The 23,356-nt window shown below is 67.7% G+C and carries 20 protein-coding genes; 3 read left to right on the forward strand and 17 right to left on the reverse strand.

Annotation, left to right across the window (positions count from 1 at the left end; genetic code table 11):
• Positions 1 to 36 precede the first annotated feature (36 nt).
• On the reverse strand, positions 37 to 2,751 hold the full coding sequence (locus ACQPYH_RS41920; RefSeq protein ID WP_432883526.1) for a UxaA family hydrolase: 2,715 nt from the start codon (positions 2,749 to 2,751) through the stop codon (positions 37 to 39).
• Between the two features lie 121 nt (positions 2,752 to 2,872).
• Between ACQPYH_RS41920 and ACQPYH_RS41925 the strand changes: the two genes are divergently transcribed.
• On the forward strand, positions 2,873 to 3,580 hold the full coding sequence (locus ACQPYH_RS41925) for a GntR family transcriptional regulator (protein WP_432883529.1): 708 nt from the start codon (positions 2,873 to 2,875) through the stop codon (positions 3,578 to 3,580).
• Entirely contained in the window at positions 3,580 to 4,008 is a 429-nt protein-coding gene (locus ACQPYH_RS41930; RefSeq protein WP_432883531.1) for a hypothetical protein, read from the forward strand. The genes ACQPYH_RS41925 and ACQPYH_RS41930 overlap by 1 nt, the downstream gene beginning before the upstream one ends.
• Positions 4,009 to 4,011: 3 nt before the next feature.
• On the opposite strand, the gene ACQPYH_RS41935 is transcribed toward ACQPYH_RS41930, so the two are convergent.
• Positions 4,012 to 5,601, reverse strand: coding sequence for a phosphodiester glycosidase family protein (locus tag ACQPYH_RS41935; RefSeq protein ID WP_432883534.1), 1,590 nt, complete (start codon positions 5,599 to 5,601; stop codon positions 4,012 to 4,014).
• 70 nt (positions 5,602 to 5,671) lie between these two features.
• A complete protein-coding gene (locus ACQPYH_RS41940; RefSeq protein ID WP_432883536.1) occupies positions 5,672 to 5,986 on the reverse strand; it encodes a VOC family protein in 315 nt (104 codons plus the stop codon).
• A 159-nt stretch (positions 5,987 to 6,145) separates the two neighbouring features.
• On the opposite strand from ACQPYH_RS41940, the gene ACQPYH_RS41945 reads away from it, so the two are divergent.
• Positions 6,146 to 9,163, forward strand: a complete 3,018-nt coding sequence (locus tag ACQPYH_RS41945; protein ID WP_432883539.1) for an NACHT domain-containing protein — start codon at positions 6,146 to 6,148, stop codon at positions 9,161 to 9,163.
• 40 nt (positions 9,164 to 9,203) lie between these two features.
• Here ACQPYH_RS41945 and ACQPYH_RS41950 read toward each other — a convergent pair whose 3' ends face one another.
• From ACQPYH_RS41950 to ACQPYH_RS42015, 14 genes are all read right to left on the reverse strand, one after another.
• Positions 9,204 to 10,400: a Gfo/Idh/MocA family protein gene (locus ACQPYH_RS41950; RefSeq protein WP_432883542.1), complete on the reverse strand. Its 1,197-nt coding sequence runs from the start codon at positions 10,398 to 10,400 to the stop codon at positions 9,204 to 9,206.
• Between the two features lie 259 nt (positions 10,401 to 10,659).
• Positions 10,660 to 11,337: a glycerophosphodiester phosphodiesterase gene (locus tag ACQPYH_RS41955; RefSeq protein WP_432883544.1), complete on the reverse strand. Its 678-nt coding sequence runs from the start codon at positions 11,335 to 11,337 to the stop codon at positions 10,660 to 10,662.
• A 28-nt stretch (positions 11,338 to 11,365) separates the two neighbouring features.
• Positions 11,366 to 12,682: an ABC transporter substrate-binding protein gene (locus ACQPYH_RS41960; RefSeq protein WP_432883546.1), complete on the reverse strand. Its 1,317-nt coding sequence runs from the start codon at positions 12,680 to 12,682 to the stop codon at positions 11,366 to 11,368.
• A 2-nt stretch (positions 12,683 to 12,684) separates the two neighbouring features.
• Positions 12,685 to 13,497 (reverse strand): carbohydrate ABC transporter permease, encoded by an 813-nt coding sequence (locus ACQPYH_RS41965; protein WP_432883549.1) that lies wholly within the window; start codon positions 13,495 to 13,497, stop codon positions 12,685 to 12,687.
• Positions 13,494 to 14,444, reverse strand: a complete 951-nt coding sequence (locus ACQPYH_RS41970) for a carbohydrate ABC transporter permease (protein WP_432883551.1) — start codon at positions 14,442 to 14,444, stop codon at positions 13,494 to 13,496. The genes ACQPYH_RS41965 and ACQPYH_RS41970 overlap by 4 nt, the downstream gene beginning before the upstream one ends.
• Positions 14,441 to 15,295, reverse strand: a complete 855-nt coding sequence (locus ACQPYH_RS41975) for an inositol monophosphatase family protein (protein ID WP_432883553.1) — start codon at positions 15,293 to 15,295, stop codon at positions 14,441 to 14,443. The genes ACQPYH_RS41970 and ACQPYH_RS41975 overlap by 4 nt, the downstream gene beginning before the upstream one ends.
• Positions 15,296 to 15,336: 41 nt before the next feature.
• A complete protein-coding gene (locus tag ACQPYH_RS41980; protein WP_432883556.1) occupies positions 15,337 to 16,725 on the reverse strand; it encodes an MFS transporter in 1,389 nt (462 codons plus the stop codon).
• A gap of 88 nt (positions 16,726 to 16,813) precedes the next feature.
• Positions 16,814 to 17,245, reverse strand: a complete 432-nt coding sequence (locus tag ACQPYH_RS41985; protein ID WP_432883559.1) for a MarR family winged helix-turn-helix transcriptional regulator — start codon at positions 17,243 to 17,245, stop codon at positions 16,814 to 16,816.
• A 22-nt stretch (positions 17,246 to 17,267) separates the two neighbouring features.
• Entirely contained in the window at positions 17,268 to 17,966 is a 699-nt protein-coding gene (locus tag ACQPYH_RS41990) for an MgtC/SapB family protein (RefSeq protein ID WP_432883562.1), read from the reverse strand.
• 22 nt (positions 17,967 to 17,988) lie between these two features.
• Positions 17,989 to 19,008 carry a 2-hydroxyacid dehydrogenase gene (locus tag ACQPYH_RS41995; protein ID WP_432883564.1) on the reverse strand — a complete coding sequence of 340 codons (1,020 nt, stop codon included), beginning with the start codon at positions 19,006 to 19,008 and terminating at the stop codon, positions 17,989 to 17,991.
• Positions 19,005 to 20,465: an FGGY family carbohydrate kinase gene (locus ACQPYH_RS42000; protein ID WP_432883567.1), complete on the reverse strand. Its 1,461-nt coding sequence runs from the start codon at positions 20,463 to 20,465 to the stop codon at positions 19,005 to 19,007. The genes ACQPYH_RS41995 and ACQPYH_RS42000 overlap by 4 nt, the downstream gene beginning before the upstream one ends.
• A 10-nt stretch (positions 20,466 to 20,475) precedes the next feature.
• Positions 20,476 to 21,276, reverse strand: coding sequence for a DeoR/GlpR family DNA-binding transcription regulator (locus ACQPYH_RS42005; protein WP_432883570.1), 801 nt, complete (start codon positions 21,274 to 21,276; stop codon positions 20,476 to 20,478).
• Positions 21,273 to 21,902 (reverse strand): histidine phosphatase family protein, encoded by a 630-nt coding sequence (locus ACQPYH_RS42010; protein ID WP_432883572.1) that lies wholly within the window; start codon positions 21,900 to 21,902, stop codon positions 21,273 to 21,275. The genes ACQPYH_RS42005 and ACQPYH_RS42010 overlap by 4 nt, the downstream gene beginning before the upstream one ends.
• Entirely contained in the window at positions 21,899 to 23,257 is a 1,359-nt protein-coding gene (locus ACQPYH_RS42015; protein ID WP_432883574.1) for an FGGY-family carbohydrate kinase, read from the reverse strand. The genes ACQPYH_RS42010 and ACQPYH_RS42015 overlap by 4 nt, the downstream gene beginning before the upstream one ends.
• Positions 23,258 to 23,356: the final 99 nt, after the last annotated feature.

Here is a 23,356-nt window from a genome sequence, read left to right on the forward strand (position 1 = left end):
GGTGCATTGACAGGCCTTTCTTTTCTAAAAGCACAGTTACATCGAGGTGCCGAGCAGACCACGGGTGATCTGGAAACCGACATTGCCAGAGGCAACAGCTTTGGGAACGAGTCGGCGACTGGCGACCGCGGCGATGGTGTCGAGCCCGATCCGCGCCTGCTCGGCCGCGTCGCCGGTGGCGACCGCGTCCAGATCGTCGCCGTACGTCGCGACCGTCTCCGGATCGTTGCTGAACTCAACAACCGGCACGAACCGCTGCGCCGACAAGGTGCCGCCGGCAACATGCGCGAGGATCTGCTGGACACCGGTCGCACCGAATCCGGTCGCGGTCTCCATCCAGTCCGTCCCCGGCATCCGCATCACGTGCCAGCCCGGCTTCGCGAGCCGCTGCCCATGCGCGACAGTCGGCCCGACCGGATCCGCCGACCCGAACGCCGCAGTACGGAATCGGTCATCCGTCAGCAGCGCGCCACGCGACGACAGTACGACGGAACCGCCCGAGCCCACGATCTCGCGGCCGATCAGCGCGAACGCCTCGGCGGTCGCAGCCGAGAACGGACCCCGCGCTTCGAGGCCGACGGTGAGCGCGCCGAGATCCCCGCGTTCGTCCTTCGGTGCAGCCAAGTCGAAGCTGCTGAACCAGTCCTTGACCTTGTCGCCGACCGCATCGAGACCGCCGTCGGCCTGGATGCTCGCCCAGCCGAAGCGGGACGGATCCTTGCCGGCCTCGACGAGTCGCGAGCGGAAGTAGTCGTTGTGGGTCTTCTCGCAGCCATGCTCGAGCAGCAGGGCCATCCGGGTGTTCGGGTGCAGCAGGTACCCGAGCATGATCCGCGCGAACGTCTCTTCGGACGCGCCACCACTGCTGCCGCAGCCCTCGGTGTGCGGCAGCGCGACCATCCGGGTGACCGCGTCGCCTGCCCACTTCTCGAGCTCCGCCTGGGCCGCGATGCGCAGCGCGATCTGGCCGGAGCAGAGGCTGGTCGGCAGGATCAGGCCGACCGCTTCGGGCACCAACCGGTCGTCGACTCGCAGCAGCTCCGCAGGTGTCCGGTTGTCTGAGGAGTGACCAAGATGCGGCAGGCCGTCGAGCGGAGCGTCGCGATCCTCGACCGGGAGGTCGGTGAGCTTGCGGCTCATCCGGCCGTCGGTGGTGATCGAGATCCCCTCGACCGGGCCGACCTGCTTCCAGTTCCGCCAGATCGACACCTGGCTATGGCCGGCGCGTTCGCCCGCGCTCTTCTCCCCGGACGCGACCCGGATCGTGAGGTCGAACGTCTCCGCGGTGAGGTCCGCCATCGGCGTACCGGTCAGGTATTTGCCTGCGTCAACGTCCATCTCGGCGTGCAACCGCTCGTACCGGGCGCTCGTCGTGACGAACTTGAGCGTGGGCACGAACGGGAAGTTGGTGATCGAGCCGTTGCCGGTGGTGAAGAAGATCAGGTTGCAGCCGCTGCCGATCTGGCCGGCGACCGATTCCAGGTCGTTGCCCGGACTGTCCATGAAGATGTAGCCGCTGCCCGGCAGCGGTTCGCCGTACTCGATGACGTGGTCGAGCCGGACCTCGCGCGGAAGTTTGCGCGCGGCACCGATCGACTTCAGCACGATGTTGTACAGGCCGCGGTACACGTTGCCGCCGGACGGGTTGCCCTCGGCGGTGTGGCCGTGCCAGCCGACGCGCTCCTTGAACGACTTGATGATCGCGAGGAAGTTCTTCGCGGTCGCGAGGTCGCGGACGTTGTTCAGGACGTAGGGCTCGGCGCCGATCAGCTCGTCGGTCTCCGCGAGGACCGCCGTACCTCCGTGCCGGATCAGCTCGGCGCTGACCTGACCGGCCAGCGGGTTCGCCGAGATGCCTGAGAACGCGTCGGAGCCGCCGCATTGCAGCGCGATCTTGAGATCCGCCAGCGGGACCTCCTCGCGCTGCTGCACGTCGACGACCGGCAGCCACGGCTCGATCAGCGCGCCGGCCATGGTCAGGTCGTGCTCGAAGCCGGCCTTCCGGGTGAAGTACGCGTGCGGCACCTTGATCGACGGGTAGCCGTTCTCGGCCAGGAAGTTCTTGATCGCCTCGCCCGAGACGACGTCGCCCTCGGTGTCGACGATCAGGACCGCGCCGACATTCGGGTTCAGCGTGAAGCCGGCCAGCGTGGCGAGAAGGAAGTGCAGGTTGTTCGGTACTTCATCCTCGCCGCCCTCGGTGTGCGCCACCGGTACGACTCCGTCGCCGGCCTCCGCGCCGTCGAAGCGCCGCGCGAGCTCGGTGACGAACCCGCTGCTGCGAGAACTGGTCGCCATCAGTACGACGTGGTTGCGCGTGCCGGCCGCGCCCTGTTCGCGCGGGTAGCCGAGGAACGTGCCGGGCTGCTCGACGCTGGTCACCTGGGCGCCGAAGTTCAGCGCGGACTCGTCCAGCTCGTACGGGTCGAGTGGCTCGTTGGTCGCGCTCGGCACCTCGGGCAGACCGTCGACGCCACGGGCCGTGACGGCGGCGAGGCTGGTCGGCGTACACACATAGTCACCGGGGACGAGGTCGCGGGATGCGCGCGCGAACGCGGTGTTCCACGAGGTCAGAGCGTCGCCGGTGCTCGCCGGGGTGACTACGAAGCGGTGCCCTTCGAGCACGGTGTGTGGCAGCGTCACCGTCGTACCGTCCAACTCGACCTCGGTGCCGGCCTCCAGCCGCCGGGAGGCGATCGCCACGTTGTCCCCGGGCTCGGGCAGAACGCCGATCTCTTCGAACCTCACCATCGTTCGCGCCTTCCCATAGCTACCTCGAGCCAGAATCGTGCATGATGCATGATTACCAGTGTTACCCTGCCGAAACCTGACCGGTGGGGTCAAGGGCGCGACCAGATTCCGGAGACAGCTGATGGCTGACGCGTTGGGGCCGATGGAGCCGGTGACGCCGGTATCGCCGGTGGACCGGCGGGTGCTGCGGCGGCAGATGCTCGCCGACGACGTGTACGAAGCCATCAAGACGATGCTGATGGACCACGTCATCCGCCCCGGCGCCCGGATCTCGATCGACGGTCTGGCGCGCGAGTTCCAGGTGTCGTCGACGCCGGTCCGGGAGGCGCTGGCACGGCTCGAGTCGGAGGGTTTGGCGGTCAAGGAGCCGCTGAAGGGCTATCGTGCGACGCCGCTGCTGACGCTCGACGAGTTCGACGACCTGTACCGCTTCCGTCTCCTGCTCGAACCGTGGGCCGCGCGGCGCGCCGCCGAGCTGATCTCTTCTTCGGGGCGCGAACAGTTGCGGTCCGAGCTGGCGAACGCAGTCGAGCCGACGTCGATCGACTACGCCGGCTACAAGTCGCTCACCGCGCACGACAACCGCTTCCACTCACTGATCGCGTCACTGTCGGGGAGCGAGCAGGTCCGGCTCGCCTTCGAACGCACCCACTGCCACCTCCACATCTTCCGCCTCCACTACGACCGCGACATCGGCCCGGAAGTGCTGACCGAACACCGCATGCTGGTCGAGGCGATCACCTCCGGCGATCAAGTCGGGGCCGAGGCCGCGATGACCCGACACATCGAAAACTCGATGACACTACGGTTGCGCCGCATCTACGAGTGATGCGCTTTCCCCTGGAAATCCCTCCAGCGCTAGCGGCGTACATCCTCGACCTGCACTGGGACCTCGAGCTGTTGCACGCCCTCGACCTGCCGGTGGTCGAGCTCCCCTTGGCCGACTTCGCCGACCACCTCGACCTCCCGTTCTGGGCGTACGACGACCGCCCGTTCCAGATCACTCCACACCAGGTCGCGGCCGATCCGGTCACCTATCGCTCCCAGTACGAACGCACCCTCGCGGCAGACCTCCGCCACCCGATAGACGCCGTACGCCGCCCCGACAACCGCCTCACCATCCTCGACGGCGTCCACCGTCTGCTCCGCGCCGAGCTCGAAGGCCACACCGCCGTCGCCGTACGCATCCTCCCTTGGCCAGACCTGAACCAGATCGCCGTCCGCGGCGGCGGATTTCTGCCGCCCCCGCGTGCCTGACAACTACTTCGTGATCACCAGGGCGTCGCCGACCGGGCGTTCGCCGGTTGCGTCTGACGGTGTGTTCAGTACCTTGCCGTCGGCAACCATCGTTGTGGAGCCGCCGCCGTCCAGGTTGATTGCTTCGGTGAGGTGGAACGACTTGGCTACCGCAGCCGCCTCGGAGATCGAGAGTCCGAGGCTGTTGACGTTGCGGCCGTCGGCGGTGATCAGGACCGTGCGGCCGCGGTCGTCGACGCCGGCGATCGTGCGCGGGTTTCGCTTGTGGACCCAGCCGTAGTAGAAGCTCGGCGTGTCCTGCACCATCCCGTCCGCCGCCGCGGTCGCGTGGATCCGCCCGTCGCGGACCAGCTCCGGTCCGCCGTTGACGATCGTCGTACGGCGGGACAGCGGGACCGGCCGACCGTGCTCGTCGAGCAAGGTCGAGCGGACCGTCAACGGCCTGCCAACCCGAGCCGCAGCCAGCAACGGCGCCACGAGGTTGCCGATCGCCTGCACGGTGCGCCCGCCTTCAGGGATCGCCCCGCCGCGAGTCGTCGTACGAACAGCAGTCACGATCCCGCGCCGATCGAGCACGACCTCGGCACCGGGTCCGCTCGGCGTGGCAACGCCGTACGACTCGTCGAACGCGACCAGTTCATCCGCGTCGGTGCAGGTCGTGTCGTGCATCGGCTTCGCGGTGGGCAGGTCATCCGCCGTACCGCCACAGTTGCGGATCAAGCCAGGCACGCGGTTGAGGCCGTCGAGCGGAAGCGCCTTGCCGACGCCCTGGACGGAACCACGCCACGTGAACCGGTCGACGGAGGTGCCGCGCGGGCCGAGCACGAGGGCCGGGCGGCCGTTGGTCGGCTCGCTGACCAGGCGCCCGTCGTACACACCAACACCGGCCGGATCGCCGGGCGCCCCGGACTTCGGGTCGAGGACGAAGAAGCCGGCGTTGATCGCGGCCGTCGCGCCGGTCAGGGTCGCGAGCGTGCTGGTGGTTTCGCGCTGCTCGATGTCCGAGCCGTACGTCGCATCGAGCGTGCCGCGGAACTTCTTCGGGTCGATCGTCAGCACCTGGACGTGCCACGGACCGGTCGAGCCGGCGATGTCGTCGGGCTCACCGTCCCAGCCCGTGTAGATGCTCGATCCGCTGAGCCCGGCCGCGATCACCTTGGTACGCAGGGCGTCGGCGTCCGCCTTGTTCGCGAACAGCCCGAGGCGAACGCGGTACCCGAGGCTGCCCCCGCCCGCGTCAGCGAGTCGCGGCGTCGGCACGTCCTCGACGCGCGGCTCGAGGCCCGCGGCACGGAGCTTGTCGGCGGCCTTGTTCGCGCCGGCCTGGTCGGAGATCGCGGCCGCGGGCGCGTCCGGATCGGGCGAGGAGGACGGGATTGCAATCTCGACGGTCCAACCGGCCTTGGCGTCGGTCTGGCCGCGGACGATCGTCGTCAACGTGACACCCGGCTGCAGCGTACGAGTGTCGCGGGTTTCGGTGAGGTTATCCGGACCGAGCGGCAGCTGCTGCGTCGGCGGTGTGGCAACAGCAGTCGTGCCACCAAGAGTCAGTGAAAGGCAAAGGGCGGACAGGCCCAGACGTCGCAGGGTCATAGAACGTTCCTACGTTCCCCCCACCCCTGCCGCAACCTGACCGGAGCGTCGCCTCCTTGAACAACAAACGTCACTCCAACGACGCCCCACCATAGGAGACCTCGTTGCCGTCCGGATCGAAGAACGTCGCATGCCGCACCCCGTTCTCGTACGTCTCCTGTACTGCGGGCACCAGGCCGCGCTCGGCGATCGCCCGCAGCACTGCATCAAAGTCGTCCACGAACAACGTGTGCTGCGCATGCCCCGCGTGCGCGGGCACCACCTCGGTGTAGAGGAACTGGTGCTCGCCCAGCTCCCACACCGCCTCGACATCATTGGGCAGAAAAGTCGGCGCTCCACCCAGCAACTGCTCGTACCACGCAACCGCGGTGGCGTAGTCACGCACGGAAACTCCCGCAAACAGATCCATACCGGACCCTATCGACCGACAACCTCGGTCAGGTGCGCGTGCTCCGGCTGCGCTTGCAGACCGCGGATCCTGTCCGCACCACTACGCGTCGAATAGATTTGCTGGAGATGCAGGCACCGACCGTGAGGACGAACCATGTCGCCGCATGAGGTCATCGGAGAGTTCACCCTCGGGCTCGTGGTCAACGCTGTCAGTAGAGGCGCCGGCATGTTGGCCGCGCTCCTGCCCATCGGCGAACCGGTCAGCGAACAAACTTGGTCACGCGGTTCTGTGAACCTCGCAGTGCAGGCCGAGCTCGAGGATCATGACCTCTCGCCTGACCTCCTGATCCGGGTCGGCGATTTCCTGCGCCAGTCGCCCGAGGCACAGCACCTTGCCGAAGCCGCACTTCTGGTCGCGCTGCTGCGAGGTGACACGGAGTCGATCCAGAGCAAGTTCCGGGCCGAGGTTCGAGCCGCCCTGATCCTGACGATCGCCCCTGACCAGGACGACCTGCCGGCGGTCGCCGGCGCAATCACCGCTGGTCTGCTGGCAGCCGCGGGAGGGCTGTACAGCCACGCCAAGAGCCGGTTCAGCCGCGGTAGCGGGGACGGAGCCAAGTCGTACCTCGAGCAAGCCGCCAACCGGGAACTCCTCGCGCAAGCATTGCAGTCGAGGTTGAACCTGGTTGACTTCGCCGCATTCGTCGGCTCGTACCGGAATCTCGCGCAGCAGAAGGCCGAGAATCTCACGTTGGCGCAACTCGACCAGCAGCGGTCGATCCGGCTGCAGGACGTCTATGTCGCACCGGACCTGCAGGCGATCGACGGCGGCTGGGACTCGGTCGCACCCTCTGACCGCCTTGACCTCCGGGACGTCTTCGCTTTGTCGGCGCGGACTGTCGTCCTCGGGGATCCAGGAGCTGGCAAGTCGACCCTGCTCCAGCACCTGATGCACGAGACCAGCAGCGCAACGGAGCAGAACGCGCGGGTTCCGTTCCTGGTGGAGCTCCGCCGGTACAACGACGCCAAGACACGGGATCCGCGTCGAATCCTCGATCACATCGAGAGTTGCGTGGCGGAGGATTACCAGCTGGTCCCGCCCCCTGGTTGCATCGAGTGGCTCCTGATCAGCGGTCGCGCCGTCGTCATGTTCGATGGTCTTGACGAGGTGGTCAACGGGACGTCCCGGGCAGCCGTCAAGGACTCGGTCCTGGCCTTCGCGAGTCTCTATGCCGCAACACCGATGGTGGTCACCTCGCGTTCGGTCGGGTACGACATCGCCTCGTTGTCGAGGACGCACTTCACCCACTTCAGAATCCTGCCGTTCTCCGACGAACAGATCCGCCAGTACTGCGAGTCCTGGTTCCGGATCGACGAACGCCTGAATCCGCAGGTGCTGGAACAGCGGGTGGATTCGTTCGTCGCAGAGTCCGCAGAGCATGCCCCGGACCTGCGAGCGAACCCGCTGATGCTGAGCCTTCTGTGCGCGATCTACATGGGCGAGAGATCAATCCCTGAGAACCGGCCGGAGCTGTACGAGAAGTGTGCCGCCCTGCTGTTCGATCGCTGGGACGCGCTGCGGCGCATCGACACTCCGCCTGCGTTCAAGGCCGACGCCAAGATTGCGCTCTGTGAGATTGCCTTGTGGATCTATCAAAGCGCCGAACGCCAGCAGGGTGTGACCGAAGCGGCGCTGGTGAAGCGGCTGACCAGATTCTGGCAGCAACAGCGTCTTGCCGACGTCATCGCGGCCCGCGAGGCCGCTCAGGAGCTCGTCTCTCTGTGGCGTGGCCGGGCCTGGTTGATCACCGACCTGTCCTCCGGACCGAACAGCCAGCCGATCTTCGCCTTCACCCACCGAACCTTCCTCGAGTACTTCGCCGCGGTGGAGCTGGTTCGCAGGGCGGGCAGTCCCAAGGAGTTGCTCTCCAAGCTCGCCCCTCACCTGGAGATCGCCGAGTGGGAGGTCATCGGCGAGGTATCGGTCGCGGTCCTCGACAGCTTTCAGCATCGCGGAGCCGAGCGATTCATTCTGGAGCTCTGCCGCCGGGCGGCCCGATCCAGTCAGAAGCGCCGCTACATGCTGACGGCCTTCGCCCTGCGTCTGCGCGAGTTCGGATTGCTGACCCCCAAAGCGGTCGAACGGCTCGCCTCGCAGGTCCTCAGAACCTATCTCGAGTCACAGAACCCCGGCCGGGACTATCGCGAGATCCGGACCTTCTTCGTTCGCTGGTCGTACTGGGAGGACCGCGATCTGCCTGCATCCAGTGCGGACCTGCCTGGAGCGCTCAAGGAATCCCTCGGCAAGGTCGCCGGAGACCCGCAAAGCCAGGACGACATCACGCCGTTCCATGGAGAACTCCTGCTGCTCAATCTGCTCTCGCAGTTCCCCGACGCGATGCGAGTGGTCGAGCAGCTGGTCGACGAGCTAGGGGAGCTGATCGACAAGTCCGATGCTCGGTGCGGGGCGTCGTACCGCGTGCTCGCCTGCCTACCGGCTCTGGTTCAGCTCGCAGGTCGGCCGGCTGAGGGCGTCGCCGCACAGACCCAGGAGATGATCAGCAAGCTGCATGCTCGGGACACATCGGGGTCGCTCTACGAGAGCGGGCCGCTGACTGTACTGGCGGCTGTCGACCGGGGCATTCCGGTCAGCGACGAAGTTCTCGACGCGCTGCCATGGCAGTTGTTCGTCGCCCGGGAGCCGATCCTGGTGTCGAACTTCACGAACTTCGACACCATGCCGAGGCTTCAACCGCTGCTCGACGGCAACCCACCATCGGAATGGATCGAGGCTCGCCTGAGCGCACTCGGCCTCCGCTTCATGGCTGCCATCGAAGATCTCGAGGCCAGCCAGATCGAGGTCTGGATCAACTCCGACGATTTGATCCCGATCGAGCAAGTCTTTGAACGGCTGGTCGACGCAACCGTACCGGCGTCACCGGGGACTGCGACCGTCTACTGGCTGCTGGCTACCTTGATGTCGCAGGCGAACGAAGTACGGCTGAACGACGCTCTGCCGATCTGGCTCGGCGAGATGTTCGCTCGCTTTCCGGCCGAGTTCAGAAGGCTCCTTGTCACCACCTACCGCCGGCGTCCGGCACAGCCTGGGCACCTGCCGGAAGAAATCGTCCGGCTGTCGGAGAGCCCGCCCCGGCTGGTGGAACTGGACTAGGGCCGAGCCGGCCGCAATCCAGTTCCTCCCACTGTGCTCGTCAGGCCGGGGCGTCGCCGTGGTCGGGGATTTCTAGTTGTACGCCGCCTTGGAGGGCGGACTGGTGGGCGTAGATGCCGGGGAGGGTGTAGCGGGCGGAGATCCAGGCGTTGATTGGTGGGAGGGTCTTGTCGGCTACCGCGCGGACGAAGTCGTCGGCGAGGAAGTGGTGGGAGCCCTCGTGGCCGTTGTGCATGCCGGCGAACTGCTCCGGCAGACGGCTGCGGTCGTGGACCGGGGAGAGGCCGGAGCGGAACGCGTCACGTAGGGCCGGGTCGACATTCGCCAGGTCGGCGTCGTCGAGGGAGCTGCTCGGCTTGGTCTCCATCAGGTGGGAGACGTCCTCGACGCCTTCCTTGTTCTGCCACAGGGTCGTGGTGGCGAGCTGCTCGAAGCTGCCCTCGGTACCGAACACGCGCAGTCGCGACTCGCGGATGTGCGACGGGTACCCGACGCGGCGCATCTCGTTCGTCCGCATGATGCCGCCGTCGGCGAGCTTGAAGAGCGCGGTCGCGTTCGAGAAGTCGTTGTTGAACTGGCTGACGTCCTTGTCGAAGACGCCGTCGCCGCGGTCGTCCTTGACCCCGATCGCCGACACGTGCGTGGCATGCTGACCGGTCACCGAGAGAACGTTGCCGACGGCATGCGTCGGGTAGAGCAGCGGCGGGAACGACGCGGTCTTCTTCCACTCGTCGCCGCCGGAGTACTGGTACGCCGCGTAGAACCCGAGGTCCATGTCGTGGACGTAGTCGCCCTCGGAGTAGAACACCCGCCCGAACGCGCCCTCGGCGAGCTTCTGCCGGCAGTAGACCGACGACGGGTAGTAGAAGCTGGTCTCGCCCATCATGTACGTCAGGCCGGTCTCCTTGACCAGCTCGATGATGCGCGCGATCTGGTCCGCCTCGATCGCCATCGGGACCGTCGAGTACACATGCTTGCCGGCCTCGAGCGCCTTGATCGCCATCTCCCCGTGCAGCCAGCGCTGCGTGAAGATCGCGACCGCGTCCAGGTCCGACTCGAGCATCTCCTCGAACGACGCGTGCGTGACTGCGATGCCCTGCTTGGCGGCCATCTCCGCGGTCCGCGCCGGGATCACGTCGGTCAGCCGCACCTCGGACACGTCCGGGTGCGCGGACCACAGCCGCAAGAACGAAGGAGCAAACTGTCCGGCGCCAACCACACCGATGCTGATTCCCATGCGAGATAGGCAATCACACATTTATGTTCTACGGAAGAACAAATTCAGACGTTGGAACGTGTGGACTCAAACCGACGCCGCCTCCGGCGGCGGGGCGAGAGGGTGCGTTGGAACGTGTGGACTCAACCAACCCCGCCTCCGCGGCGGGGCGAGGTGGGGTGAGGGTGGGCGGATCGCCAGGCCATCACAATGTGGGGGCGCCGCCGGCCGTGCGCTTGGCGGGCTGGGGGACGGGCGATTGTGATGGGCTGGGGATCCGCTATTTCGCCGGCCGGAGCAGGTGAGGGTTGTCTGTGGTGATCCCGTCGACACCCAGGGCTACGGCTTGGGTGAGGGTTTTGGGGTTGGGGACGGGCCAGGCGGTGACGGATAGGCCGGCTGCGTGGAGGGCGGCGACGCCGGCGGGGGTTAGGCCGGTGATGCCGCAGAGGGACCAGGTTGCGCCGGCGGCGCGGGTTCGGGTGATTACTTCGGGGATGTCCGGCGTACGGCCGAAGATGTGGCCGGTGGTTGCGTCTGGGTAGGCCTCGCGGATGGCCAGCAGGATTTCGGGGTGGAAGGACGTGACGAGGGTGCGGGCGGCGAGGGACGGGTTCGACTTCAGGGATTGGGCGAGGAGGGGTACGGCGGCCTCGGCCTTGATTTCGGCCTGGATGCGGATGTCGACGGCGGCGACCGTTTCGGACCAGGTCGGGATCTGCTCGCCGAGGCCGGCGTCCAGCGCCTGGAGTTCGGCAAGCGTCAGCGAAGCGACCTCGCCCGACCCGGAGGTGGTTCGGTCGACGGTGGCGTCGTGGATGATCAGGAGTTCCCCGTCGGCGCTCACCCGCAGGTCGAGCTCGATCTCGTCGCACCCGTCCGCGACCGCCCGGCGGAACGAACGCAGCGTGTTCTCCGGCTCCGTCCCCACCGCACCGCGATGCCCGGTGATGATCACGACAACAGCTCCTCGGTCGACCCGGTGATCACAGCACCTTCTCCTCGTAGAGACGTTTGACCTCGGTGCCGATCGCGTCGAGCCGCTTGGCGACCGAGCCGAACACCTTCTTGGGTTGCGCGTTGTCCGCGTAGATCTGCTGCAGCCCGGTGTAGATCTGCACGTTCGCGTTCCGCCCGTAGAGCCGGATCGCGTCCTGCTGCCGCGCGTTCTCCAGCTGCGCGATCGCCACCCCGTAGTTCGGCTGCTCGGCGATCAGCTTCTTCAGCTCGGCGTCTTCGCGCGCCTTGTTCACCACCGGCAGGTAGCCGGTCTGCGTCGTCCACCAGGCCGAATTCTCCGGATGCGCCAGGAACTGCAGGAACGTCGCCGCGGCCTGCTTGCGCTCGTCCGAGATGTTCCGCAGCATCCCGATCCCACCGCCGCCGGTCGCGAGCCCGGTCGCGACCTCGGACGGGATGAACCCGGCCCCGACCTTGAACTTCGCCTTGCTGCTGATGGTCTTCATGCCGCCGGTCGATTCCTGGATCACCGCGACCAGCCCGTTGGCGAAGTCCGTACTCGGGCTGCTCGCCATGTACGCCGCCCCGAGATCGTGCACCATCGACCGCTGCCACTCACCGGCCGCGACCGCGCCGGCCTCGTCGATCGTCACATCCAGACCGCGCGAGTACGCCCCGCCGAACTGCCACACGTTCCCCTGGAACTGCCAGTCCCCGTCGATCTTCGCGAACGCGATCGTCCGCAACGAACGCCCGCCCGACTGCACCTTCGCCAGCGACGGCACCCACGACCGCAGCTCGCTCCACGTCCGCGGCGCACGATCCGGCAGCCCGGCCTTCTCGAACGCATCGCGGTTGTAGTACAGGATCGGCGTACTGCGGGCGAACGGAACCGCCCAGCTCTGCCCCTTCACGACGTACTCGCCGAACAGCTTCTCCTGGAAGACCCCAGGGCCGAAGCCGTCGGTGAAGTAGCCGTTCAGCGGCTCGAGCGCCTCGTTCAGGAAGAACCGCTCCCAGGTGACGTCGGAGAGTACGGCGAGATCCGGCGCCTGCTTGGCGACCAGCGCGGCCGCGACCTTCTGGGCCACGTCGTCGTAGCTGCCCTGGAACTGCGTCTCGACGTACACGCCGTCCTGCGAATCGTTGAACTTGGCAACGAGCTTGTCGACCGCCTTGCCGTTGACTCCGCCGTACGGCGACCAGAAGACGACCCGCTGGCGATTCGCGTACTGCTTCGGCACCGCCCCGGCCGGCTGCGAGTAGACCGCATCCACCGACCGGTACCCGCAGCCGGCGAGCGTCAGACCCGCCGTCACCCCGAGGAAAGTCCTACGATGCATGCTCATCCCTTCAGAGCTCCCTGGGTGATCCCGCCGACGATGTAGCGCTGGGCGATCAGGAAGATCAGCAGCATCGGCGCGAGCACCAGCAGCGTGCCGGCCATGATCGTGCCCCAGGCTGCGAGCCCCTCCTCGTCCTTGAGGATCAGCAGCCCGACCGGCAGCGTCCGCATCGAGGCGGTGTTGGTGACGATCAGCGGCCAGACGAAGTTGTTCCACTCCTCGACCGCCGTGATCACCACGACCGTGACCAGCATCGGCTGCGACATCGGCAGTACGACGCGCCACAGCGTGCGCAGGTGACCCGCGCCGTCGACCGCGGCCGCGTCCGTCACCTCGGACGGCAGCGTGAGGAAGTGCTGTCGCATCAGGAACGTCGCGAAGGCGGATCCGATACCGGGGATGATCAGCCCGGCGTACGTGTTGATCCAGCCGAGTGTTGCCACGGTCAAGTAGTTCGGCAGCAGCGTCACGTGACCAGGCACCATCATTGCCCCGAGCACCAAGAAGAACAGCACCTTCTTGAACGGGAATCGCAAGTACGCAAAGGCGTACGCCGTCAGCACGGCGTTGATCACCTTCAACGCCGTACCCACCACGGTGATGATCGTGGAGTTCAGGAAGAACCGGTCGAACGGCGCGGCCTTCCAGGCCAGGCTGAAGTTCTCCCAGGTCAGATGCGGCCACCAGGCCGGCGGCCACTGATAGATCTCACTCGGCTGCTTGAACGCCGTGGACAGCAACCAATACAGCGGTCCGAGGAACACGGCCGCCACACCAACGAGTACGACGTACTGAATCGCGCGCGCCTTCATCGGTAATGCACCCGCCTCTCCATCACCTTGGCCTGCACCGTGGTGACGACCAGCAGGATCACGAACATGATGATCGACAGCGTCGCCGCGCGGCCCGCGTTGAACGCCTGGAATCCTTCGTTGTAGATCGACCAGCTCAGCGTGGTGGTGGCATCACCAGGGCCGCCACCGGTCATCACCGCGATCACATCGAAGGCCTGGAACGTGCCGATCACCGTGGTGATCAGCAGGAAGAAGGTGATCGGGGCAAGCAACGGCAGCTTGATCGCCCGGAACCTGGTCCAGGTCGAGGCACCGTCGATCGCGGCCGCCTCGTCGAGATCCTTCGGCAGGCCTTGCAAACCTGCCAGGTAGATCAGCGCGGCGAAGCCGACGTTCTTCCACAGGTAGACGATGACGAGCCCGGGCAGCGCCCAGTCGGAGTTGTTCATCCAGTCCGGCGGCTCCGCGCCGAACGGCTCGATCAGCGCCCGCATCAGGCCGTAGCCCGGGTCGAAGATGAACGCCCAGATCGTGGCGACCGCTGCGCCGGACAGGATGTGCGGCGCGAACGCGATCGTCCGGACCGCGCCCCGGCCCTTCAGCGGCAGGTTGAACAGGAACGCCAGCGCCAGCCCGATGATCAGGCTGCCGACCACGATCAGGCCGGTGAACACGACCGTGATCCACAGCGTCTTGTGGAACGCCGGATCGGTCAGCGTACGGCCGTAGTTGGCGAGCCCGATGAACTTCGGCCGGGCGGCGATCATGTTCCAATCGGTCAGGCTGAGGAACGCGTTGTAGATGATCGGCCAGTACGCGAAGACCGCGATCACCAGCAGGTTCGGCGCGACGAGCAGGGCGAACAGCCCGTACTCGCGGCGGCGCCGGCGTTTCAGCTGGTCATTGCCAGTGGCAACTGTTTGTTCGTCCGGATGCGTCCGCGCCGGCAGGTCTACTACCGTCACACCGACCTCCTGGGGGTGAGGATGTCGAGAAGTCCGGCCGCCAGGGAGGGGGCGGCCGCCAGAATGCCTTGTGGGAAAGCCGTTTCGGGTCCGCGGACCACGGTGGCGCCGGCCTCGCGGGCGATCAGGGCGCCGGCAGCGATGTCCCACGGTTGGATGAGGTGCTCGTAGTACGCGTCCGCCGTACCGTCCGCGACCGAGCACAGATCGAGAGCAGCGGATCCACCACGACGGATGTCGCGTACGGCGGGGAGGAGCCGGCGGAGGTGCTCCGCCTGTTCGGCGCGGCGGTCGGGGAGGTACGAGAAACCCGTGCCCACCAAGGCCGCCTCCAACCCGACCTCCCGCAACGGACCCAACCGCCGACCGCCAGACCAAACCGTTTGGTATGGAGCGTCGTCGCCCGATGGCGGGGTGTCGCGGCGGTGGACGCCGCCGTTGCGGGTGGCGGACCAGGTGGTGCCCGTGCGGGGTTGGTGGACCACGCCGGCCAGGGCGCCGTGTTCGTCTTCGACGGCGATCGAGACGCACCAGTCGAGGCGGCCGTACAAGTAGTTGACTGTGCCGTCGAGCGGGTCGATCACCCAGGTCAGGCCGGTGGTCGACGGACGGGAAGCACCTTCTTCACCGAGCAGTCCGTCGCCGGGACGAGCCGCAGTGATGCCGTCGGTGATGAGCTTCTCGGACGCACGGTCGGCCGCGCTGACCGGGTCGCTGCCCGACGTTTTGGTTTCGACATCGGCCGCATCGATCGACAGACTCTGTTGACGGGCCAGGAGCTCCTCGCCCGCCGCGACTGCCAGCCGAACGGCCAGTTCGCAGAGGTCAACGGGTGTCGGGGAGGCGAGCATGCCGGTGAAATTATCACCGTTGGATGGTTACGTATAGAGAATCACTGTGATTTTCTCACGAAGATCACATCCAGAAGCAGAATCGTTGCAATCCCGCCGACGAGCAGCCCGAGCCGGTGCAGCCCGGCGTCGGTCGCCGGCCCCGCGAAGACCAGCGCGATCGCGGCCGCGGCGAGGTTCGCCCCGACGTACTGCGAGGTGCGGAACAGACCGGCCGCGGCGCCGGCGACCTCGGGCGGGGCGGCGCGGTAGACGGCAAGTTGGTTGCCGAGTCCGTTGAAGCCGTTCGGTACGCCGAGGACCGCGCTGATCACCACGAGTACGACGATCGGCGTACCGGTGTGAACTCCGAACGCGAGCGCCGCGCCCCCGATCAGTAGCCCGGCCGAACCGATCATCAATAACAGCCGAGGACCGTGCCGACGGGCGAGTTTGGTCGCGATCGCGACGGTGATCGCGCCGAGCGTGGCGATCGGGAGGACGACCAGCCCGACCCGCGTCGGGTCGAGGCCGCGGGCCTGCTCGAGCCAGCCGGGCAGGCCGTAGAAGATCGCGTAGAAGGCGACGTACGTGAGCATCGTGCGGAGGTAGCCGAGGGAGAGCGGCGCGCTGCGGGCAAGCAGGCGTACGTCGACGAACGGGGTCGTTGAGCGGCGTTCCCAGAGGATGAAGAGAGCGCTGAGCGGAATCGCTGCCGCGAGCAACCACCAGTTCGGACGGGTGGTCAGTGAGAGCAGGACGAGCATCAGCGCGGTCATCGCGAGCGTGAACAGGACCAAGCCGGCGAGGTCGATCTCTCGCCAGAGCTTACGGTCGTCGTCCGCCGGCCGAGGCGGATCCTTCGGGACCAGGCGGAGTACGGCGATGCCCGCGACGGCGGCGACGGGGAGGTTGACCAGGAAGATCGCCTGCCAGTCGAAGCTGCCGACGAGGAAGCCGCCGACGCTCGGACCGAGCGCGGCCGAAGTCTGTGCGAAGACGGACAACAGGCCGAGCGCGCCAACCGCGGAAGCTTTTCGGCGGTCCGCGATCCGGCGGATCATCGCGACACCCGAGGGGAACTGCGCGCCGGTCCCGATGCCGAGCAGGACCCGCGCGACGATCAGCCAGCCGAGGCTCGGTGCGAGCGGGGCCAGTGCCGATACGACCGCTACCAGCGCAAGTCCCGCGAGGAAGACGCGTCGGGCGCCGACCAGGTCAGCCAGTCGCCCGGCCGTCGGCGCCGAGACCGCTGTCGCGAGGTACAGCCCCGAGACCAGCCACTGCGTCTCGGTCCCCGCGTGGAATTCCGCGCCGATAGCGACCAGCGCGACGGCGATCATCGACGAGTTCAACGGCTGCAACAAGGTACCGAGCCCGACCGAAGCGGCGTACCGCGCCGGCAGCTCCCCCGCCCGATCCACCTTCCCCTCCTCCGCAACCTTCGTCACGCCGCACCCTCCAGGAGCTCTTTGAGCACCCACCGACCATTTCGCGGTCGCGAGAATGGTTGGTGGGTGCTCAAAGTCGGGGTGGCTGTCACTCCGATACCTCGGAGAGTTGGTTCATCAGGCGGGCGGCCAGGTGGAGGAGTTCTTGCTCGGTGGGGGTGAGGGTGGCGTCCATGGCCTTCGCCAGGAAGGTGTCCCGGCGACGGCGGTCCTCGCGGACGAGGGTGGCGCCGGTGGGCGTGATCTCGAGGAGGATCTGACGGCGGTCGGCAGGGTTATCAGCACGGCTGATAAATCCGCTCGCTACCAGGTCGGTCGTGGCGCGCATCATCGTCTGCGGGGTGACACGCTCGGCAGCGGCTAGGTCGGCGTTCGTCATCGCGCCTTCACGTTCCAGCCAGCCCAGCACGTTGAACTGGGAGTAGCTGAGCTCACCCTCGGGACGCTCCTGCCGCAGCCGGCGGACCAGCCGGAACAGGCTGGTCCGGATCTCATGGGCAGCAACATCCGAAGAACTCATACCATCAGCATAGCTGATGATATCAATCGTCGTCGTCGTCCCGCAGTCGCACCCCGGTGACCCCGTCGAGGTCGTCCAGTGCGAGCACCAGGTGCTGCAACGGCGGCCGTCCAGTGAACCGCATCGACGCCCGGACCTGCGGCGGCAACCCGTCCCGATGCAGCACCTCGGTCCCGAGCACAGACGCCTCGAACCCCATCGAGGTAGCGGTCGCCAGGATCGTGCGCAGTACGCCGGAACCGTCGTCGTACCGCACCGTGACGATGCGGCGCCGGTCCGGCGAGGGCAGGAGCCGACCGAGCCGCGCGAACGGGCCGACCGCGACCAGATGCAGCACGGTCGCGGCGACCGCGAGCACCGGCATCCCGGCGCCGCAGGCCATCCCGATCGCCGCCGTCATCCAGATCGTGGCGGCGGTCGTGAGCCCGCGGACCACGTCGCGGCGCATGAAGATCACTCCGGCGCCGAGGAAACCGACGCCGGAGACGACCTGGGCCGCGATCCGGGACGGGTCCAGGTTGACCTCGGTCCCGAGGACGGCGCTGAAGCCGAAACCGGAGACCAGGGTGAACAGCGCCGCACCGGTGCCGACCAGCGTGTGCGTCCGCATCCCCGCGCTCTTCTGCCGCACCTGCCGTTCGATGCCGATGATCATCGACAGCACGAACGCGATCAGCAGCAGAAGGAGTTCGATCCCGGTACTCGACGTTGCCAGTTTCATGATTAGTACCCTGTGCCCCCTACTACGCGGACACCAGTCCTACCGGATCCTTTCCGGACAGGAAGGCTGCTACCGCCTCCGCGGCGATGGAGCCGGCTCTGTGGGCGGTCTGGCGGGTTGCGCCGGCGAGGTGAGGCGTCATGACGATGTTCGGCGCGGTCAGCAACCGCGACCCCGCGGGGAGAGGCTCGGCCGGGAAGACGTCGAACGCCGCCGCCCCGAGCTGACCCGACTCCAGCGCGTCCACCGTGGCGTCGTAGTCGAGCAAACCACCGCGGGCAGTGTTGACCAGTACGGCGCCTCGCGGCATCGACGCGATCTGCTCCGCACCGATCATGCCGCGGGTCTGGTCGGTCAGCCGGGCGTGCAGACTCACCACGTCGGACCGCCTCAGCAGCTCATCGAGCTCCACCAGCTCGATGCCATCGGGCGCCTGATCGACGTACGGATCGGTGACCAGGACATGGGCGCCGAAGGCAAGCATCACCCGCGCGACCCGTTGCCCGATCGCGCCGTACCCGACCAGCCCGACCGTGGATCCGTCGAGCTCGACCCCGCACTCGTCGTACGCATAGAGATCGGAGCGCCACTCCCCCTGCTCCAGTGTCCGCTGCAACCGCGGAAGGTTGCGCAAGGCACCCATCATCAACGCGACCGCGTGCTCGGCAGCTGCCACAGCGTTCCGCCCGGGCGTCGACGCGACCACGATCCCGCGCTTCGCCGCGGCGGCAACGTTCACGTTCACCGGGCCACCCCGGCAGACGACCAGATAGCGCAGGTCAGGCGCGGCCTCCAGCACCCGCTCCGTGAACGGCCCCATCTGCGTGACCGCGAGCTCGACCCCGGCCAGCGCCTCGATCAGCTGGTCCTCCACGTCGCTGGCCTCGTCCACCTCGGCGACCCGTCCGTACGGCGTCAGCGGCCAGGGCAACGTGACCTCACGAAACTCGAACGCGACGTCCGGGATCGTGCTGAGCGCAGCGGCGAGCAGGTCGTTGCGTACGAAGTGATCGCCGGCGAGCAGCGTCTTGACGGTTCTCATCGATCTCCTGTGAACGTGGGTGCTGGGTCGGACCAGCGCGGGCGGGCCGCCTCGATCCGGCGCAGGTAGTGGGCGTATCCCTCGGCGTAGAACTCGGCGCGGGCCGGATCCGGGTCGACCTGGCGGGTCTCGGCGATCCACTCCGCTCCGGCGCTGTCCGGGTCGACGGCGCGTCGCGCGCAGATCACCGCACCGCGCGCGGCGACCTGTTCGGCCTCGGCGGTGTGCAGCGGCGCATTCAGTACGTCGGCGAGGATCTGGGTCCACTCGCTGCTCCGGGCACCGCCGCCGCAGACCGTCACGCGACCGGTCCAGCCGGCTGCGTCGAGGCAGTGGCGAGCGGCGTACGCGATCCCTTCGCAGGTGGCACGGACCAGGTCGGCCGTCGTCGTGGCCAGCGAGATGCCGTCGATCGTGCCGCGGGCGCGGGTGTCGACGAACGGCGCGCGTTCACCGGCCTCGGACAGGTAGGGCAGCACGGTCACGCCGGACGCGCCGGGCGGGCTCTCGGCGAGCAGGCCGGGCAGTTCCGCAGTACTGACGCCGACGAGTGCGAGCACGCGATCGAGGGCCGCCGTACCGACCATTGCCGGCATCGCGCGCAGCCAGACACCCGGCGTCCAGGTGCCGAGGAACAGGCCGGCAGGCTCGCCGTCGACGGGCAGTTCACGGGTGACGACTTGGCACGCCAACGTTGTACCGACTGTTAGAAGCGCGTCCCCAGCCTCAGTCACGCCCGCACCGGCCGCAGCGGCGGGAAGGTCGTACGGTCCGGCAGACACCCTCGTCCCGGCGGCCATGCCAGTCGAGTCGTCACGCAACTCGCCAACCGGCCCGCCGGCCGCCACCGGCGCTAGCAGTCGACGTACTTCGGACAGCCCCGTCGCTGCCAGCGCGTCGTCGTCGTACTCCCCGGTCCTGGGATCGAGAAACGGCGCCGACGCATCCGACACATCCGTCGCCCGTACTCCGGTCAACGCCTGCATCACAACGTCCTTGCAGTACGCCGCCGTGCCGGCCCGCTCGATCTTTTCAGGCTCTTCCGCCCGTACGGCGGCCAGCAGCGGCCCCGACGCGCCGGGAAACATCCGGTTGCCCGATCGCCGGAACACCCGCTCGGCGACTCCGTCCGTCGTCCATCGCTCGAGGATCGGGCTCGACCGCGCGTCCAGCCACGAGATCGCCGGGCGGACCGGCGTACCCGCGTCGTCGACCAGCCAAAGCCCGTCACCCTGAGCCGTGATCGCCAACACACCGGGCCGATTCCCGACCGCGCCGGCCAACTCCTGCACGACCTCGTTGACCGAGGCAACTATCTCCTCGGTCTCGTGCTCGAACCGCCCGGTACTGCGATGAACCAGGCGTGTCGGCCGGGAGGCCTCGGCCAAGGGACGGCCGTCGGCGTCGAAGGCGACCGCCTTGGTCACGGTGGTGCCGACGTCTACTCCGACGTCCATAAGCCCCCTCCTAGAGTTTGGCTACCTCCACGGTGGCGCCGTGGTCGCGCAGCGGTTCGATCAGGTCCTGTGGGGTCTTCTCGTCCACGATGACGAGGTCGAAATCGGTGAGCGGCGCGAGCCGATGCAGGGCGGTGCGCTGCAGCTTGGCGTGGTCGACCAGCAGCACCTTGGTCCTTGCCGAGCGCAACATCGCCCGCTTCACCAGGACGATCTCCTCCTCCTGGTGGAACGCGTGCGTCGACGACACCGCGGACACCGAGCAGAACAACAGGTCGGTGTGCAGCGCCTCGACGGCTTCCGCGCACGGCATCCCGCCGAACGAGTCGTGGGTCGCGGAGTAGATCCCGCCGAGGGCGAGCAGCGTGATGTCGCGCAGCTGGGACAGTCGGGTGATCGCGGGCAGGAAGTTCGTTGCCACGGTCAACGGTGTGATGTCCTCGATCAGGTCGATCAGGGCCAGCGCGCTGGTCGAGTCGTCGAGCATCACCGACATCCCCGGCTCGATCATCGCCCGCGCGTGCCGGGCGATCGCGGCCTTCTCGGCGTGCGCGGTGTTCAGCCGGTACGCGACGTTGCTCTCGAACACGCTGGTCGGCTGCGCGCTGACCCCGCCGCGGTACTTACGGACCACGCCCTGCCGCTCGAGCTCGTCCAGGTCGCGGTGCACCGTCATCACGCTCACCCCGAACGCCTCGACCAGGTCGTTGGCCGAGACCGAGCCGTGCTTCACGACGTACGCCGCGATCTCGGCCTGCCGGCGCGCGGGCCGGCTCAGTTCGGTGGTGTCACCATCGACTTCCGATGTCATTCCCGGGTCTCCATTCGCGCAGGATCGATCACAGGTGGAACGTTGTACGCCTCGAGACCCACTGTGCCGTCCTGCCACCGGAAACGCACCAGCGCCGCGGGACCGAGCGCAGGTAGCAGTCTGCGGTAGTCGTTCAGTCGCAGTCCGAGCACCCTGCACACGAGCAGCCGGACGAGCGTGTTGTGCGCGACCACGAGGACCCGCTGACCCTCGTGCCGCTCGGCGATCTCCGCGACGACCTCGTGTACCCGGTCGGCCGCATCGGCGGGATGCTCGCCGCCCGGGAAGTGGTCGAGCACCGGGTCCAGCACGAACGCCTTCGCCACCGCCGGGGGCAGTTCGCTGAGCATCTTCCCCTCGGCCGAGCCGAAGTCGACCTCCCGCAGCCGGGCATCCAGAGTCGGCTCCAGCTCCAGCGTCCGAGCGATCGGTCCGATCGTCTGCCGGGCCCGCAGCATCGGTGAACACCACAGCGCGTCCGGCGCATAGTCCAGCGCCCAGTCCTTCAGTTGCTGCGCCTGTTGTACGCCGACCTCGTCGATCGGAAGGTCCGTCGCACCGGTGTAGCGGTTCCCGTGATGCCACTCGGTCCGGCCGTGGCGGGCCAGGACGATCGTCGTTCTCATCCGCGGTACCCCCGACGGTCGAGCTCCGCGACAAATGCGCCGTACAAGTCGTCAAGTCGTTGGCCGGTTGGCTCGAGCACGCGATCCACCCGCACCATCCGGCGCGCTGCTCCGGTGAGGTCGGTCCCGCCTGACGCGGCCAGGACAGCCATGCCGTACGCCGGATCCGGTACGGCCGGAAGCTCCACCGGTACGCCGAGAACGTCGGCGCGGAGCTGGTTCCAGTAACCGCTCCGCGTGGCTCCCCCGGTGAGCGAGACCGAACGCACCGGCTCGGCGCCGAGCGTCTCGAGGTGCTCGAATGCGAGCCGCTCGATGAACGCGACGCCTTGCAGCACCGCGGCGTACATGTGCAGGTCGTCGGGAGTGCTGCCGAGGGTGAAGCGCTCGGCCTGCGGCGCGACGAACGGGAACCGCTCGCCGGTCTTGGTCAGTGGATAGGTGACGGCGTTGATCGGCCCTGCGGCGCGGGCCGCGTGGCCGAGTGCGTCGAGGTCGGCTCCCGGGAGCAGCTCGGTGAGTACGCCGGCGCCGGTGCTGGATGCGCCGCCGGGGAGCCAGCCGCCGTCGGGATGACGATGGCTGTAGACGGCGCCGGTGGGGTCTGTCAGGAGATCGTTGCTGACGCCTTTGAGGACGAGCGTCGTACCGAGGACGGAGTTCCAGGCGCCGGGGCTGAGCGCGCCGGCGGCGATCTGGGCGGCGCAGCCGTCGGTCATGCCGGCGTGGACGGGGACGCCGGCGGGGGTGCGGCCGAGCTCGACGCCGGGGCGGACGACCTCGGGGAACACAGAGAGTGGGAGGCCGAGTTTGTCGAAGGCTTCGGTCGGCCAGGCCTCGGCGACCAGGTCGTATCCGGTCTTGAGGGCGTGGCTGGTGTCGGTGGCGACGGGATGGCCGACGAGGTGGGCCGTGACGAAATCGGCGCTGTGGACGACCCGGCGATCGGCGAGGTCGTGACCGTCCGCGACCAGGTCGAGGATCTTCGGGAGGGCCCAGGTGGGTTGCATGCTCGTGGCCCAGCGGTCCGGGTCGGCGTCCACGATGTGGTCGCGACGGGCGGCCGCGCGCGCGTCGTCGTACATCAGGGCCGGGGTGACCGGTCGGCCAGAGAGGTCGGTCAGGAGGAAGGTGCCGGAGGTCGAGCAGATCGCGATGCCGTCGAGCTCGGTCGCGCCGACCTCGGCCAGGACTGCGTCGACGGCGCTGAGCCAGCTCTGTGGATCCTGCTCGTGGCGTACGCCGTCGCGGTGGCTGGTGAGCGGACGGGTTGCCCGGGCCAGCACGTGGCCCTTGGCATCGGCCAGCACGGCACGCACACTTTGCGTGCCGAGGTCGAGACCGATCCAGCCCACGAAGCCTCCAGGTGAGTGTTATCTAGGTTGATAACATAACACCAGAAGGCGATAAGAACGCGCCAGCGAGGTGGCCGAACGCGGACACAACGCGGCTCC

This window comes from Kribbella sp. CA-245084 (genome assembly GCF_050942355.1).
Classification (GTDB): Bacteria; Actinomycetota; Actinomycetes; order Propionibacteriales; family Kribbellaceae; genus Kribbella.